At 70.6% G+C, this 13,360-nt stretch carries 12 protein-coding genes and 1 pseudogene; 6 read left to right on the top strand and 7 right to left on the bottom strand.

The window, feature by feature from the left end; all coding sequences use genetic code 11:
- Positions 1-8 precede the first annotated feature (8 nt).
- The gene (locus tag MRBLMX7_RS14425) at positions 9-1,046 is read right to left on the bottom strand and encodes a PQQ-dependent sugar dehydrogenase (RefSeq protein WP_363369517.1); all 1,038 of its coding nucleotides are present in this window, start codon (positions 1,044-1,046) and stop codon (positions 9-11) included.
- A gap of 133 nt (positions 1,047-1,179) precedes the next feature.
- Here MRBLMX7_RS14425 and MRBLMX7_RS14420 point away from each other — a divergent pair, with 133 nt between their 5' ends.
- Entirely contained in the window at positions 1,180-3,270 is a 2,091-nt protein-coding gene (locus tag MRBLMX7_RS14420; RefSeq protein WP_363369515.1) for a bifunctional lysylphosphatidylglycerol flippase/synthetase MprF, read from the top strand.
- 2 nt (positions 3,271-3,272) lie between these two features.
- A complete protein-coding gene (locus MRBLMX7_RS14415; RefSeq protein ID WP_363369513.1) occupies positions 3,273-4,481 on the top strand; it encodes an alpha/beta hydrolase family protein in 1,209 nt (402 codons plus the stop codon).
- Positions 4,482-4,490: 9 nt separating this feature from the next.
- Here the strand turns inward: MRBLMX7_RS14415 and arfB are convergent, their stop codons facing one another.
- Positions 4,491-4,931 carry an alternative ribosome rescue aminoacyl-tRNA hydrolase ArfB gene (arfB, locus tag MRBLMX7_RS14410; RefSeq protein ID WP_363369511.1) on the bottom strand — a complete coding sequence of 147 codons (441 nt, stop codon included), beginning with the start codon at positions 4,929-4,931 and terminating at the stop codon, positions 4,491-4,493.
- A gap of 35 nt (positions 4,932-4,966) precedes the next feature.
- Positions 4,967-6,250: an MFS transporter gene (locus MRBLMX7_RS14405; RefSeq protein WP_363369509.1), complete on the bottom strand. Its 1,284-nt coding sequence runs from the start codon at positions 6,248-6,250 to the stop codon at positions 4,967-4,969.
- 70 nt (positions 6,251-6,320) lie between these two features.
- Here MRBLMX7_RS14405 and MRBLMX7_RS14400 point away from each other — a divergent pair, with 70 nt between their 5' ends.
- The gene (locus tag MRBLMX7_RS14400) at positions 6,321-6,929 is read left to right on the top strand and encodes a TetR/AcrR family transcriptional regulator (RefSeq protein WP_050722471.1); all 609 of its coding nucleotides are present in this window, start codon (positions 6,321-6,323) and stop codon (positions 6,927-6,929) included.
- 5 nt (positions 6,930-6,934) lie between these two features.
- Here MRBLMX7_RS14400 and MRBLMX7_RS14395 read toward each other — a convergent pair.
- A pseudogene (locus tag MRBLMX7_RS14395) lies at positions 6,935-7,010 on the bottom strand.
- Positions 7,011-7,156: 146 nt separating this feature from the next.
- On the opposite strand from MRBLMX7_RS14395, the gene MRBLMX7_RS14390 reads away from it, so the two are divergent.
- Positions 7,157-8,107, top strand: coding sequence for a hypothetical protein (locus tag MRBLMX7_RS14390; protein WP_363369507.1), 951 nt, complete (start codon positions 7,157-7,159; stop codon positions 8,105-8,107).
- On the opposite strand, the gene MRBLMX7_RS14385 is transcribed toward MRBLMX7_RS14390, so the two are convergent.
- The gene (locus MRBLMX7_RS14385) at positions 8,096-9,082 is read right to left on the bottom strand and encodes a helix-turn-helix transcriptional regulator (protein ID WP_363369505.1); all 987 of its coding nucleotides are present in this window, start codon (positions 9,080-9,082) and stop codon (positions 8,096-8,098) included. The two genes, MRBLMX7_RS14390 and MRBLMX7_RS14385, sit on opposite strands and share 12 nt — an antisense overlap.
- 61 nt (positions 9,083-9,143) lie before the next feature.
- Between MRBLMX7_RS14385 and MRBLMX7_RS14380 the strand changes: the two genes are divergently transcribed.
- Positions 9,144-10,175, top strand: coding sequence for an ATP-binding cassette domain-containing protein (locus tag MRBLMX7_RS14380; RefSeq protein WP_363369503.1), 1,032 nt, complete (start codon positions 9,144-9,146; stop codon positions 10,173-10,175).
- Positions 10,172-10,954: an ABC transporter permease gene (locus MRBLMX7_RS14375; protein WP_363369501.1), complete on the top strand. Its 783-nt coding sequence runs from the start codon at positions 10,172-10,174 to the stop codon at positions 10,952-10,954. The genes MRBLMX7_RS14380 and MRBLMX7_RS14375 overlap by 4 nt, the downstream gene beginning before the upstream one ends.
- Positions 10,955-10,974: 20 nt before the next feature.
- Here MRBLMX7_RS14375 and MRBLMX7_RS14370 read toward each other — a convergent pair whose 3' ends face one another.
- Positions 10,975-12,396, bottom strand: coding sequence for a DUF6716 putative glycosyltransferase (locus MRBLMX7_RS14370; protein WP_363369499.1), 1,422 nt, complete (start codon positions 12,394-12,396; stop codon positions 10,975-10,977).
- Positions 12,393-13,265: an N-acetylneuraminate synthase family protein gene (locus MRBLMX7_RS14365; protein WP_363369497.1), complete on the bottom strand. Its 873-nt coding sequence runs from the start codon at positions 13,263-13,265 to the stop codon at positions 12,393-12,395. The genes MRBLMX7_RS14370 and MRBLMX7_RS14365 overlap by 4 nt, the downstream gene beginning before the upstream one ends.
- Positions 13,266-13,360: the final 95 nt, after the last annotated feature.

Below are 13,360 nucleotides of genomic sequence, written 5' to 3'. Positions count from 1 at the left end.
CTCCCGGATCACCCCGCGACCGGGACGGAGATGATGCGGTCGTCGCCGTCGCGCGGTGTGCCGCGGCCGTCGGTGTTGTTGGTCAGCACCCACACCGCGCCGTCCGGGGCGATCACGACGTCGCGCAGTCGTCCGAGCTCGCCGATCCCGCGCTCGGACTCGGCCGAGAGGTCGTCGATGGGCACGACGCGCAGGCGCTCGCCGCGGAGGTTCGCGATGAGGATCTCGGAGTCGGTGACGGCGATGCCGCTCGGGCTCGCCTCGTCGGGAGACCACTGCTGCACCGGATCGATGAAGTCGCCGTCGTCGGCGATGCCCTCCACCTCGGGCCAGCCGTAGTTCCCCCCGGCCTCGATCACGTTGAGCTCGTCCCAGGTGTCCTGGCCGAACTCGCTCGCGTACATGGCGCCGGCGGCATCCCAGGCGATCCCCTGCGGGTTGCGGTGCCCGTAGCTGTAGACGGGAGAGTCCGCGAAGGGGTTGTCGTCAGGCACTGCGCCGTCGGGCGTGAGCCGCAGGATCTTGCCGGACAGCGCGTCGAGATCCTGAGCGCTGTCGCGGTCTCCCGCGTCGCCGGTCGTGACGTACAGCATCCCGTCGGGTCCGAACGCGATCCGTCCGCCGTTGTGCGTCCCCGCCGAGGGGATGCCGTCGATCACGACCTCCGCGTCGCCGAGCATCAGCCCGCCCGGTTCCCCGATGATCGTGCGCCGCTCCACCCGGTTCTCGCCGTCGGCGGTGAAGTACGCGTAGAGGTCGACGCCGCGCACCGCGAGGCCGAGGAGCCCGCCCTCTCCCCCGGGCGCGACATCATCGATCACGCCGACCTCACGGACGGATCCGTCGTCGCCGATCTCGAGGATCCGCGCGCTGTCGCGCTCGCTGACGAGCGCGGTCCCGCCGTGGAAGGCGATCGACCACGGGCCGTCCAGCCCCTGGACGATCGTGTGGACGTCGCTCGCGGGGGCGGGCGCGGGTTCGACCGCTCCGCATCCGAGGAGCGCACCCGTCGCGAGCATCAGGATGGATGCCGCGAGCGCCGCCATTCTGGCATTTCGGCCTCGTGGGCCGTGAGGTGTCCGATCGATGCTGCCCATGGGTCCATCCCATAACGCTTCGCGCCCCGCCGGCAAGGGAGTCCCCTCCCGCGGGCGCACCTCCGTCGCTACGCTGAGGCGCATGACCGAGGCGCGCCGCACCCCGTCCCCCGTGCATCCCGTCCGGGCGTTCGCCCGACGGATCCCCGCGACGCTCACGTTCGTGGCACTGATCCTCGTGGTGGGGGTCGTGTCGCAGGGACTCTGGCGTCCCTTCGAGGAGTCCGTGCTGTTCGGGGACGTCGCCTATGGCCTGCCCGCCTTCCTCGACGGCAAGTGGTGGACGCCGATCACGGGTACCTTCTTCGTCAACCAGCCGTGGGTGTACGCCTTCACGATCGCCGGTTTCTGGGGCATGGCGTACTTGGAGCACCGTCGCGGCAGCCGCGTCGCCCTCGCCTACTACGGCATCGGCCAGCTGTTCGCGATCCTCGCGACCGCACTGCTGCTGTCGGTCCTGTCCCTGTTCCCGTGGGCGTGGGCGACCACTCAGGCGCAGGCGCTCGACGTCGGCGCCTCGGGTGGCACCATGGCCTGCATCGCCGCGGCCGTCGGCCTGTTCCGGCCGCCCTGGCGGGTGCGCGGCTGGCTGATCCTGCTCGGGTTCGTGTTCATCGCGATGCTGTTCTGGGGCAAGGTCGCCGACCTCGAGCATCTGCTCGCGGTGCTGCTGGTGCTCGTCGTCGACCGCTCGCTGCGGGTGTCCCGCACCACGGTGCGCGAGCAGCGTCTCGTCGCCGTGGTGGCGATCCTCGTGCTCGGAGCCGTGGAGATCATCACGACGCTGATCGCGACCGACGGCCCGTTCGGGCCCACCGAGCCCGTCTCGGGCGGGTTCATCGACCTCGCGATCGACGTCGTCGTGATCCTCGTGCTCGTGAACGGGCTGCGCCGCGGACGACGCCTCGCCTGGGTGCTCGCGATCCTGCTCGGTGTCTTCAACGTGCTCATCGCCGCTCTGATCCTCACTCTCATCACGGTGTTCAGCCAGGCGCAGGTGGACTTCCGCTGGGACGGCGAGACCGAGCTCGCGCTCGCGAACGGGTTCCTGTGGGTCGTCATGCTCGCCTACCTCATCGGTGTGCGCCGGGCCTTCCGTGCCAAGCGCAAATCGCTGCTCGGAACGCAGCCCGCTCCGACCGTCGACGACGTCAAGACCGCTCTGCGCGCGCACGGCGGCGGGACGCTGTCGTGGATGACGACCTGGGACGGCAACAGCTACGCGCGCACCGAGGGCGGCATCGTCGCCTATCAGCGACGCAGCGGGGTGGCGCTCGCGCTCGCGGATCCGATCGGTCCGGCATCCGAGCGGCCTGCCGCCGTCGCGGACTTCATCCGGGTCGCCGAGCACGCGGGGCTGGTCCCCTGCTTCTTCAGCGCGGACCAGGCCACCCGCGACGCGGTGCCGGCAGGCTGGCGCAGCCTGGTCGTCGCGGACGACACGATCGTCGACCTGCCGGGGCTCGAGTTCACCGGCAAGCGCTGGAACTCGGTGCGCACCTCGCTCAACAAGGCCGGACGCGAGGACATGACGTTCCGGATGACGCATCTCAAGGCGGAGTCCTGGGGTGTGCAGCAGCAGCTGCGTGCGATCTCCGAGGCGTGGGTCGGCGATAAGGACCTCCCGGAGATGCGCTTCACCCTCGGCACGCTCGAGGAGGCAGAGGACCCCGAGGTGCGTCTGGCGCTCGCGCTCGCCCCGAACGGCGATGTCGACGGGTTCCTCTCCTGGCTGCCCGTGTACGGCGGCGACGGGGTCGTGCGCGGCTGGACCCTCGACCTCATGCGCCGACGGGAGGGCGGCTTCGGGCCGGTCATGGAGTTCCTGATCGGATCGTCGGCACGGGAGTTCTCGGATGAGGGCGCGGAGATCATGTCCCTCTCGGGCGCACCGCTCGCACACGACTACCCGCCGGATGCCGGGATGATCGCGGCGCTGAGCGACCGGCTCGCCGATGCACTGGAACCCGTGTACGGCTTCGGCTCGCTGCACCGCTTCAAGCAGAAGTTCCATCCGCGCTACGAGACCATGTACCTGCTGTTCCGCGACGAGAGCGACCTCGCGGCGATCGGACCGGCGCTCACCAGGGCGTTCCTCCCGGATGCGACGCTCCGCCAGTTCGCGGGCGCGGGGCTCGAACTTGTGCGCGGCGGAGGCGACGGAAAGGACTGAGCATGACCCCTCACGACAGCACCCCGATCAGACTCTCGGGCAACGCCGATTTCGACTTCGAGCTGAAGACCGTGATCGGCGCCGGCGTCGAGGGGGCGAGCGAGCCGGGCGAGGTCTTCGCGGCCGTCGGCGGCGTGCGCAAGGGAGACCACGACGGCTGGTTCACGGCGTGGAAGGGCCTCGGGGACCGCACTCTGGCGACGGCCACGAGCACCGCGGACGCCGGGCACGGTGTCAGCGCGGCATCCGCGTTCCTGCGCGCATCGACGTACTTCGGGGTTGCGGTGAACGCGGCGAGCGCCGCTGATGATTCCGAGCAGCTGTCGGCGCTGTTCGCGCATCAGCAGGAGGCGTGGCGCGGATTCACCGCCCACACCTCGACGCGCGTCGACGAGGTCGCGATCCCTTACGAGGGCGCGACGCTGCCCGGCTGGTTCTTCCGGCCGGAAGGAACCGCGACCGGCACTCTCGTGGCCGTGAACGGCAGCGATGGATCGCTCGCGTCGCTGTGGGCGTCGTGCGTCGCGGCCGGCCTCCGACGGGGGTACAACGTGCTCGTGTTCGACGGTCCCGGTCAGCAGTCGCAGCTGTTTGAGAAGGACGTGCCGTTCCGAGCCGACTGGGAGCACGTGCTCGCACCGGTGTTCGACTTCGCAGCCCGCCTCGACGGTGTGGACGCCATGCGCGTCGCGGTCTACGGCATCAGCCAGGGCGGGTACTGGGTGTCGCGAGCGCTCGCCTTCGAGCACCGCTTCGCCGCGGCGATCGTCGATCCGGGCATCGTCGACGTCTCGACATCCTGGACGAGCCACCTCCCCCACGGTCTGCTGAAGACCCTCGACGCCGGCGACGTCGCGAAGTTCGACAGGGAGATGGCGCTCGGCATGAAGTTCTCCGCCGACACCGCCCGGACATGGCAGTTCCGCGCACGCCCCTACGGCACGTCCGGGTACGGCGAGACGATCAAGGCGGTGCGCACCTACACAGTGGCCGACGTCGCCGCAGAGATCATGACGCCGCTGCTGATCCTCGCCCCCGAGGGAGAGCAGTTCTGGCCGGGTCAGGCGGAGCAGCTCGCCGCGCTCACGGCATCCGTCTCGACGCTCGTGCGGTTCACCGCCGCCGAGGGAGCCGACGGCCACTGCCAGCCGCTGGCCCGCACGCTCACGGCGCAGCGCATGTTCGACTGGCTCGACGAGCGGCTCGCGTGACCCTCCTGGTCACAGGTCGCGAGGCCGCTGTCGCAGCTGCTTGACGTCCGTGCGGCGGTGCTTGGCGGTGAGGCGGCGCTCCTTCGAGCCGCGGCTCGGCTTCGTGGCGCGCCGCGGCGGAGCCGGGGGCCGCAGCGCGGCGGCGACGAGTGCCGCGAGACGCTCGCGCGCGGCATCCCTGTTGCGCAGCTGCGCGCGATGCTCGGATGCCGCGATCGTCAGCACGCCGTCGACCAGTCGTGACGCCAGCCGATCGAGCAGCCGTTCGCGCTGCACCGGCGACAGCACGGTGCTGCGCCCGGCATCCCAGACGAGCTCGACACGCGAGTCGGCCGTGTTCACGCCCTGACCGCCCGGACCGGACGACCGCGAGAACCGCCACGACAGCTCGGCCTCGGGGATCGTGAGCGCGCCGGACACCCGAAGACCGGGGCGGTGAGGGGCGGGCATGCCTCCATCATCCACCCCGGCCGGGATGCGGTGACTCAGCCGCCGACGGGATCGAGCGTCTGCGCCTCAGGCACGGACGCGGATGCCGGCTCGCGCTTGGCCGTGTTGGCGATGTGCGCGCGGCCCACGACGATCGCGGCGACGATCATGAGGACGACGCCGAGCCAGTACGGTGCCGCGTGACTGACGGTCGTGTACAGCGCGGCGGCGATGAGCGGTGCGACCGTGCTCATGGCGGCGTTGAGCGACTGCGTCGCCCCGCCGAGCCATCCCTGCTCGTCATCGCCCACCGCGTTGGACATGGCGCCGTCCATCGCGGCCTGGGACGCCCCCTGCCCTGCCGCGAGCAGCAGCGCACCGACGATGAACACCCACGGTTGGGCGAGCACGGAGGCGACGATCGCGAGGCCGGCGAGGCCGACCATCTGCGCGATGATGCCGCTCACGATCACACCGCGCTCGCCGATGCGCGGAAGCAGGATGCCGAGCAGCACGCCCTGGATCAGGATGTCGATGATGCCGACCGCGGCCGTCAACAGGCCGATCTGCGTCGGCCCCCACTGAATCGAGTCGAGGGCCAGCACGCTGAAGTTGTTGACGAAGAAGCCGAAAGGCAGGGCGAGGAGGCCGAAGCCGATCATCAGCGCGCGGAGTTCACGACGGCCGAACGCCTCCTTGAAGACCGCGAAGGGCTGGACGTCGCGGGCGCGGATCGCGGGGATGCGGTTCTCGGGCTTGAGGCTCTCGGGCAGCAGGAAGAGGCTGAGGATCGCGATCACGAGCGAGACCGCTGCGGTGAGGAAGACGGGGAGCTGCAGGCTGACCGCCGCGAGGAGGCCGCCGATCGCCGGGCCGAGCATCATGCCGATGCCGGAGAGAGCGCCGAGGAGGCCGAAGCGCTGTGCGCGCTTCTCGGGCGGGGTGATGTCGGCGAGGTAGGCGAAGAGCGCGGGCATGTCGCCAGCGGTGAGGCCCTGGATGACGCGTGCGAGCACCAGCACCCAGATGGCGCCTCCGATGCCGAACAGCGCCATCGAGAACGCGGCGCCGAATGCGGCGGCGACGATCACCGGACGGCGACCGAACCGGTCGGAGAGACGTCCGAGGAACGGCGCCACGAGGAACGCGCAGAGCCCGTTGATGGCCTCGAGCACGCCGACCCAAAGCGCGAGGTCGTGCTCGTGGGTGACGTACTGCAGGACGACGAAGGGCAGCACGGGAAGGACGACGGTCATGCCGATGACGGTGAGCATCGTGAGGACGATGAGCATGACCCAGGCGCGCGTGTCGCCGCGAGCAGACGTGTTGAGTGAAGTCACTCCGTAACTGTATCAATACCAGTTTCGGTGTCAAGCCAGTTTTGGATCGACTTCGCGATAGAGTGACGGCATGACGACCAGCGAGCCCCTCGGCCGTCGCGAGCGCAAGAAGGCCGCGACGCGCAAGAACATCTCCGACGTCGCGACCAGGATGTTCCTCGAGCGCGGCTTCGACGAGGTCAGCATCCGTGAGGTGGCCGACGCCGCCGACGTCTCCCCCACGACCGTGTTCGCGCACTTCCCGCAGAAGGAGGCGCTCGTGTTCGACGAGGACGACGAGCAGCGCGACCGGCTCGTCGCCGCCGTGCGCGAGCGTCAGGACGGTGTGACGATCAGCCGCGCGATCCACGACTTCTACCGCGGGGAGGTGGGCCTGAACCTCGACGAGCACGGCGAGGACATGGCGCGCGTGTTCATGCGATTCCTCAACGCGACCCCCGCGCTGCGCGACTACGCCGCGAAGATGTGGCTGCGCCACGAGGATGCCCTCGCCGAGGCCATCGCCGACGAACTGGGCCTCGACGCCCCGACGGCCGAGGTGCGCGTGTTCTCGCGTTTCGTGCTGCAGATGCAACTGCTCGTGACGGACAGCGAGGATCAGCTCGCGACCCTGGAGGCCGGCTTCGCGGTGCTCGAGGGCGGCTGGGACCCGATCGAGAAGCGACTCGCGGGCCGCTGAGAGAGTGGACGCGACGGCGGGAGTCGAACCCGCAACGCCGTCAGATATGAGCTGAGGCCCGGGACCGCCCGGATCGCCGCGATGGGGTCGACGTTACCTGCGCGTGATCGGGAAAGCCAGCATCCGACGAGGGGTTGACGCCGCGTGTCGGGACGTGTCCTCCCATGACGGCGAGCGTCGGCGCGTGACCCGGTGACCAAGCGGAATACCGGTGTAGCGTCACGGGCATGGCCGCCGACGACGCCCCCGCCACCACCGGCCAGAAGACCCACCGCTACCTGCGCCTCGCGCTCGTGCTCGTCGTGTTCGCGCTGCTCGCGAGCGTCGCGCTGCAGAGCGTCGTCGTGACGTGGCAGCCGCTGCAGTTCGGCTGGCATCCGCTCGCGTCGATCAGTCACTCCTTCTACACGCCGATGCGCGATGTGTTCGCGGGCTCCCTGATCGCGGCATCCGTGGCGCTCCTGGCGCTGTCGGGACGGAACCGGGCGACCACGCTTCTCGACGTGTGCGCGGTGTTCGCGCCGCTCATCGCGATCGTGCCGACCGGGATCGCCGATTCCCGGGCCGAGGGGCATCTCCCGTGCCCGGCCGCGATGGACTGCATCCCCGGCGGAGCGATCGAGTCCGCGAAGGCGGGCATCGCGGTGTACGCGGTCGTCGTCGTCGCGACCGTGATCGTGACCGCGGTGATCCGCGGCCGCACGCGCACGCCGAACCGCTCGGCCGTGATCGTGTCGGCGATCGCGCTTGTCGCGGCCGCTGTCGTCACGGCGCTCGCGTTCTCGCCGGCCCTGAACCAGAGCTTCCCGTTCAACTTCTGGCCGGTGCGCAGCATCCATTTCGTGGTGACGCTGCTGTTCTTCGGATGCTTCGCGGCCGTGCCGATCCTCTACGCCGGCGGCCCGCTCGACGCGCACGAGACGCCGCCGACCCCCCGCCAGCGGGCCGTCTACCGGTGGATCTCCGGCCTGCTGATCGTCGACCTGCTGTTCCTTGTCGCGGCGATCTCGTTCCGCCAGGTGTTCGGCGAGACTCCGGCGGTGCTGATCGGCGAGGCCGTGGCGCTGCTGCTGTTCGCCTGGTTCTGGACCGTGCAGACGTTCCAGCGGTGGAACGACCCGAACCCGCCGTCGATCCTCGCGCCCCGCGGTGCGGGACCGCGGCGCTCAGAACCGTGATGGCGGCGTGGGAGCGTCGAGCGCGCGGATGAGGCGGCCGAGCGCCTCCCGCAGCTCCGCGCGGTGCGGCTCCGGGAAGTCGGTGGTGTACTCGACGCCGGGCGGCACGTAGAACATGCCGTACACGGCCTCCCGCCAGTCCGAGCCGCCGACGGGCCACCGGGTCCGCGTCTCGTCCTCGGGGATCGCGCCGTCCGCCCAGATCCCGAAGTGCTCGCGCATCCGCTCGATCGGCAGGTCCATGACGACGTCGGCCTCGATCTTCTGCGGCGACCAGGACGTCGCGAGCAGGATGCGCTCCTGCACCTCCTCCTCCGACAGATCGCGGGGCGCGAAGAGCACCCGCGTGTGCTCGACGGACTCGATGCGGTCGACGCGCAGGGTGCGCCAGTCGTCGCGCTCGAGGTCCCAGCAGAGCAGGTACCAGTTGCGGTCGGCGGGCGACAGCACATGCGGCTCGACACGGCGGATGCTCTCGACGCCCTCGCGATCGACGTACCGCAGCCGCACCCGCTCGTGGTCGCGCGCGGCGAGTGCGAGCTCTCCGAGCACCACGGGTGAGATGACGGATGCCGCGCGCGTCGACGTCGGCTGCACGGATGCGGCGAGCGCGTTGACCCGGCGACGCAGCGCGGCCGGGAGCACCTGCTCGAGCTTGGCGAGCGCGGTGAGCGTCACCTCGGATCCACCGACCAGCTGCTGCGTCGCCGCGACGCGCAGACCGATCGCCATGGTCACGGCCTCGTCGTCGGTGAGCAGCAGCGGCGGCACCGCGCTCCCCGCCTCCAGGCGGTACCCGCCGGCCGCTCCGGGCGTGGACTCGACGCGGTAACCCAGCTCCCGCAGCCGGTCGACGTCACGGCGCACGGTCCGCTCGGTCACGCCGAGCCGCGTGGCGAGCTCGCTGCCCGGCCAATGGCGGTGGGTCTGCAGCAGGTTCAGCAGGGAGAGGGCTCGCGAGGTGGTGTCGGACATGGGTCCAGATTGTCACGCATCGCGGACAGGATGTGTCCTGGTTGCCTCCTACCGTCGAGGCATGGCGAACGAACCCATCATCGAAACCGAGGGCCTGACCAAGGTCTTCACCGTCAAGAAGTCATCGGTCGAGGCTGTGACCGACCTCTCCTTCATCGCGGAGCGCGGCGAGCTCGTCGCGTTCCTCGGGCCCAACGGCGCGGGTAAGTCGACGAGTCTGCGGATGCTGACCACCCTGATCCCGCCGACCGCGGGGACAGCCCGAGTGGTCGGGCACGACATCCGCTCGGATGCAGCGGGCGTGCGCGCCCGGATCGGCTACGTCGGCCAGCTCACCAGCGGCAGCTTCTCGCAGCGCGTGCGTGACGAGCTTCTCAGTCAGGGCGCCTTCTACGGCATGTCGCGACGCGACAGCATCCGTCGCGCCGACGAGCTGATCGGCTCGCTCGACCTCGGGTCGTTCGCGACCCGCACGGTGCAGCAGCTCAGCGGCGGTCAGAAGCGCCGCCTCGACATCGCTCTCGGGCTCATGCACGCACCGCCGCTCATCTTCCTCGACGAGCCCTCGACGGGTCTCGACCCGCAGAGCCGAGCGAACCTCTGGGAGCACATCCTCGATCTGCGCACGCAGCACGGGACGACCGTCTTCCTCACCACCCACTACCTGGAGGAGGCCGATCGCTACGCCGAACGGGTCATGGTCATGGACAAGGGGCGCATCATCGCCGACGACGACGCCGCGTCGCTCAAGGCCACCCTCGCCGGAGACGTGCTGACGTTCGGCTTCGCGACCGAGGCGGATGCCGCGGCCGCGCGCCCCGTGATCGCCCGGCTCGCCGCGACCGAGGTGACGCTCGAGGAGGACGCGGTGAGTCTCGCAGCACCCGACGGCGACCGCCTGCTGCCGCGGATCGTGCGGGAGCTCGACGCCGCGGGCATCCTCGTGCGCCGGGCGACCGGTGTGCCGCCCACGCTGGACGACGTGTTCCTCGCCCTCACCGGGCGCACGCTGCGCGAAGCGGGCGAAGGGGACTCCTCGGCATCCGATCCCTCCGACGCCACCGAATCCGACAAGACAGGAGCCCTCTCATGAGCATCACCACCGACACCCTCGTGCGGCCGAACCTCGCCCGCGACACCCGCAACGTGCTCATGCGTGAACTGAAGCCCGTGCTGAGGGATCCGTTCACGCTGATCTTCAGCCTGCTACAGCCGCTCGTCTTCCTCGGACTCTTCGCGCCGCTCCTCGTAGGCGGGTCGGGGCAGCCGACGGGAGAGACCCTCGCCTGGTTCGTGCCCGGTGTGCTCGTCATGATCGTGCTGTTCGGCACGGGGGCGACCGGATCGAACCTGCAGTACGAGATGATGACCGGCTCGCACGAGCGTACCCTCGTGGCACCGCTCGCGCGCTCGTCGCTTCTCATCGGGCGCGCCCTGAAGGAGATCGCCCCGATCGTCGTGCAGGCCCTGGTGATCGTGCTCATCGCGTGGCCGTTCGGGTTCGCGATCCATGTGCCGGGGCTGCTGATCGGCCTCGCGCTGCTCGCGGTCTTCGGCGTGGGGCTGGGGGCCCTGTCGTACTCGCTCGCCCTGGCCACCAAGGACCGCGAGTGGTTGTTCTGGGGCGTGCAGCAGTCGCTCATCTTCCCGCTGCTGATCCTCTCGGGGATGCTGCTGCCGCTCGATGACGGCCCGGCATGGATGCGGGCTGTCGCCACCGTCAACCCCGTGAACTGGGTCGTGCAGGCCGAGCGCGCGCTGTTCGCCGGCGACCTGGGCGACATCACGGTGCTGTGGGGCTGGGTCGCCGCCCTCGCGGTCGCGGTCGCCGGTCTCGTGGTCGGGGTGCGGGCCATCCGCCGCAGCAGCTGACGCCGGCACGACCCCTCTGCTCAGCGCCGGATCGAGTCGTGGAACGGGTTCGGCTCGAGCGTGAAGTCCGTCGAGGCGTCGGCCCAGGTGCCGCCCTCGGCGGACGTCCGGCCGCGTCGCAGGCGGGAGATCGCCGCGGTCGCCGGCACGCCGAGCGCCAGAGCCGCCGCGCCGCGCAGCGACCGGTCCTCCCGCCCGAGCACGCTCGCGCGGTGCCAGGCCTCATGCATCGATCCGCCGCGCGGTGCGGGGACGGTCCGTGCGGGCAGGGCGCCCGTGCGCCGCAGCGCCACGAGCTCCTCCACCCGGTTCCACCACGTCGACTCCCCTGCCGGGTGGAAGTAGTTGTCGCGCAGCCAGTCAGGGTGCGGATGCCGGAACCGGCCGGCCACGACCTCGCTGCGTCCCCCGAGCAGACCGCTGCCGACGAACACCGTGTTCAGGAGCCCCTTGCTCACGCCGAAGGAGTCCAGCGCGATCACGGGGACGCCGAGCGCCACGGCCTCGACCGCGGCGGTGGAGCTCACGGTCACGAGGCCCGCGGCGGTGGACAGCGCCTGCGCCATCGAGTCGTAGGAGACGACGAGGTTCTCCGGACGCCGTGCGGGCAGCAGTTCGAGGTACGGGTCGCGTTCGAGGTGCGTCTCCGATTCCCCCGGACGCGAGCGCAGCTTGACCACGACGCGCCGTCGCGGGTCCGCCTCGGCTGCGCGCACGAGTGTCGCAGCGATCTCGGACCGCTCCTCCCGACCCGTCGGCACGAGCGCCTGAGCTGCGAACACGATGTCGGTCGCGGGCGCGCGCACGGCTCGTGGTTCCGTGTCCCCGGCGCGATCGGGACGCTCGGCGAGCAGTGTCGCCGTCGCGCCCGGCACGGTCGGGCCCGCGAGCACCCTGGCCCGGTCGGGCGCGAGCATGCGGGACCGGGGTCGCGCGAACGGCAGCGTCGCGAGCGCGGTCGGCAGCGTCACCGCGATGCGACGCCCGAGTTCCGCGAACGCGCGTTCCTCCCGGTGCGAGTGCACCACGAGCAGGTCGGCGTGCCGACGGTAGTCGAGCGCTCCGCGCTGCGCGGGGATCGCCATGCCGGGGAGGCCGGCCACCACCACGGGACGCCGTGACAGGCGGTCGATCACGCGACCGAGCAGCCGCACGAACGGACCTCGTCCGGCGAGCAGCACGACGTCGGGACGCTGACCCTCGAGCCACCCCGCGGTCTCGGCGAAGGTCAGCCGCGTGACGGCGGATTCCGGCATCCCGGTCCCGGCGAGCGCGGTGCGCTGCTGCTCGACGCTCGCGGTGAGGGGCGTCTGCACGAGCAGCAGGTGAGGCCGGATGCCGGGCACACCGCCGAGCAGTGACGCCGACCACTTCACGAACGAGTCGGCGTCGGCGATCGCCACGACCCGCAGCGGCTGCCCTGCCCGCGTGCTCATGCTCATGCGGTGACGCGGCGGAGCTTCGCCATGGGGGCGCGTTCGCTGTCGAACACGTGCTTCACGCCGTCGCCCAGCGCGGACTCGATCACGCGGATGTCGCGCACGAGGTGCTCGAGACCGGTGGGCTCGAGGGATGCCGCGTGGTCGGAGCCCCACATCGTGCGGTCGAGCGTGATGTGGCGCTCGACGGCGACGGCGCCGAGCGCGACGGCCGCGAGCGAGATCTGCAGGCCGCGCTCATGCCCCGAGTAGCCCACCGGAACCCCGGCGTAGCGGTCGCGCAGCGTGGCGATCATGCGCAGGTTGGCCTCGTCGGGCTCCAGGGGGTAGGTGGAGGTCGCGTGCATGAGCACGACGCGGTCGGTGCCCAGGGTGTCGAGCGCGCGATCGATCTGCTCCATCGTCGACATGCCGGTCGACAGGATGACGGGCTTCCCGGTCTCGCGCAGTGCGAGGAGCAGCTCGGTGTCCGTCAGGCTCGCGGAGGCGACCTTGTGCGCGACAACGTTCAGGTCCTCGAGGAAGTCGACGCTCGGCACGTCCCACGGCGAGGCGAACCAGTCGAGTCCGAGCATCGTGGCGTGGTCGCCGATCGCGATGTACTCGTCGCGGCCGAACTCGATGCGGTGCCGGTACTCGAAGTAGGTCATCGTGCCCCAGGGCGTCTCGCGCTGGACGTCGCGCATGTGCTCGGGGGTGGAGATCTCCGGAGTGCGCTTCTGGAACTTCACGGCGTCGGCTCCCGCCTTCGCCGCGACGTCGATGAGCCGTTTGGCGATCTCGACGTCGCCGTTGTGGTTGAGGCCGATCTCCGCGATGACGTAGGCGGGGCGGCCGCCTCCGATGACACGCGATCCGATGCTGACAGTCATGATTCCTCCGGTCGTCGAAATGGCCTACTCCCCTGGGTACGCGCCGAGGGTGAACTGCGTGCGACAGGACGGTTACCGGCACCCGTCAGGCACAG

Origin of the sequence: Microbacterium sp. LMX7-1.2 (assembly GCF_040675935.1) — a bacterium.
In the GTDB taxonomy this organism is placed as follows: domain Bacteria; phylum Actinomycetota; class Actinomycetes; order Actinomycetales; family Microbacteriaceae; genus Microbacterium.
Note: the sequence above shows the minus strand (reverse complement) of the source record. Positions and strands in the feature narration are given on the sequence as shown.

What these genes read in the sequence shown, in the direction of transcription:
- MRBLMX7_RS14370 (WP_363369499.1), bottom strand. Translation starts at nt 12,396, where the DNA reads ATGAGCATGAGCACGCGGGCAGGGCAGCCGCTGCGGGTCGTGGCGATC.
- MRBLMX7_RS14415 (WP_363369513.1), top strand. Translation starts at nt 3,273, where the DNA reads ATGACCCCTCACGACAGCACCCCGATCAGACTCTCGGGCAACGCCGAT.
- arfB (WP_363369511.1), bottom strand. Translation starts at nt 4,931, where the DNA reads ATGCCCGCCCCTCACCGCCCCGGTCTTCGGGTGTCCGGCGCGCTCACG.
- MRBLMX7_RS14390 (WP_363369507.1), top strand. Translation starts at nt 7,157, where the DNA reads ATGGCCGCCGACGACGCCCCCGCCACCACCGGCCAGAAGACCCACCGC.
- MRBLMX7_RS14425 (WP_363369517.1), bottom strand. Translation starts at nt 1,046, where the DNA reads ATGGCGGCGCTCGCGGCATCCATCCTGATGCTCGCGACGGGTGCGCTC.
- MRBLMX7_RS14380 (WP_363369503.1), top strand. Translation starts at nt 9,144, where the DNA reads ATGGCGAACGAACCCATCATCGAAACCGAGGGCCTGACCAAGGTCTTC.
- MRBLMX7_RS14375 (WP_363369501.1), top strand. Translation starts at nt 10,172, where the DNA reads ATGAGCATCACCACCGACACCCTCGTGCGGCCGAACCTCGCCCGCGAC.
- MRBLMX7_RS14365 (WP_363369497.1), bottom strand. Translation starts at nt 13,265, where the DNA reads ATGACTGTCAGCATCGGATCGCGTGTCATCGGAGGCGGCCGCCCCGCC.
- MRBLMX7_RS14400 (WP_050722471.1), top strand. Translation starts at nt 6,321, where the DNA reads ATGACGACCAGCGAGCCCCTCGGCCGTCGCGAGCGCAAGAAGGCCGCG.
- MRBLMX7_RS14385 (WP_363369505.1), bottom strand. Translation starts at nt 9,082, where the DNA reads ATGTCCGACACCACCTCGCGAGCCCTCTCCCTGCTGAACCTGCTGCAG.
- MRBLMX7_RS14420 (WP_363369515.1), top strand. Translation starts at nt 1,180, where the DNA reads ATGACCGAGGCGCGCCGCACCCCGTCCCCCGTGCATCCCGTCCGGGCG.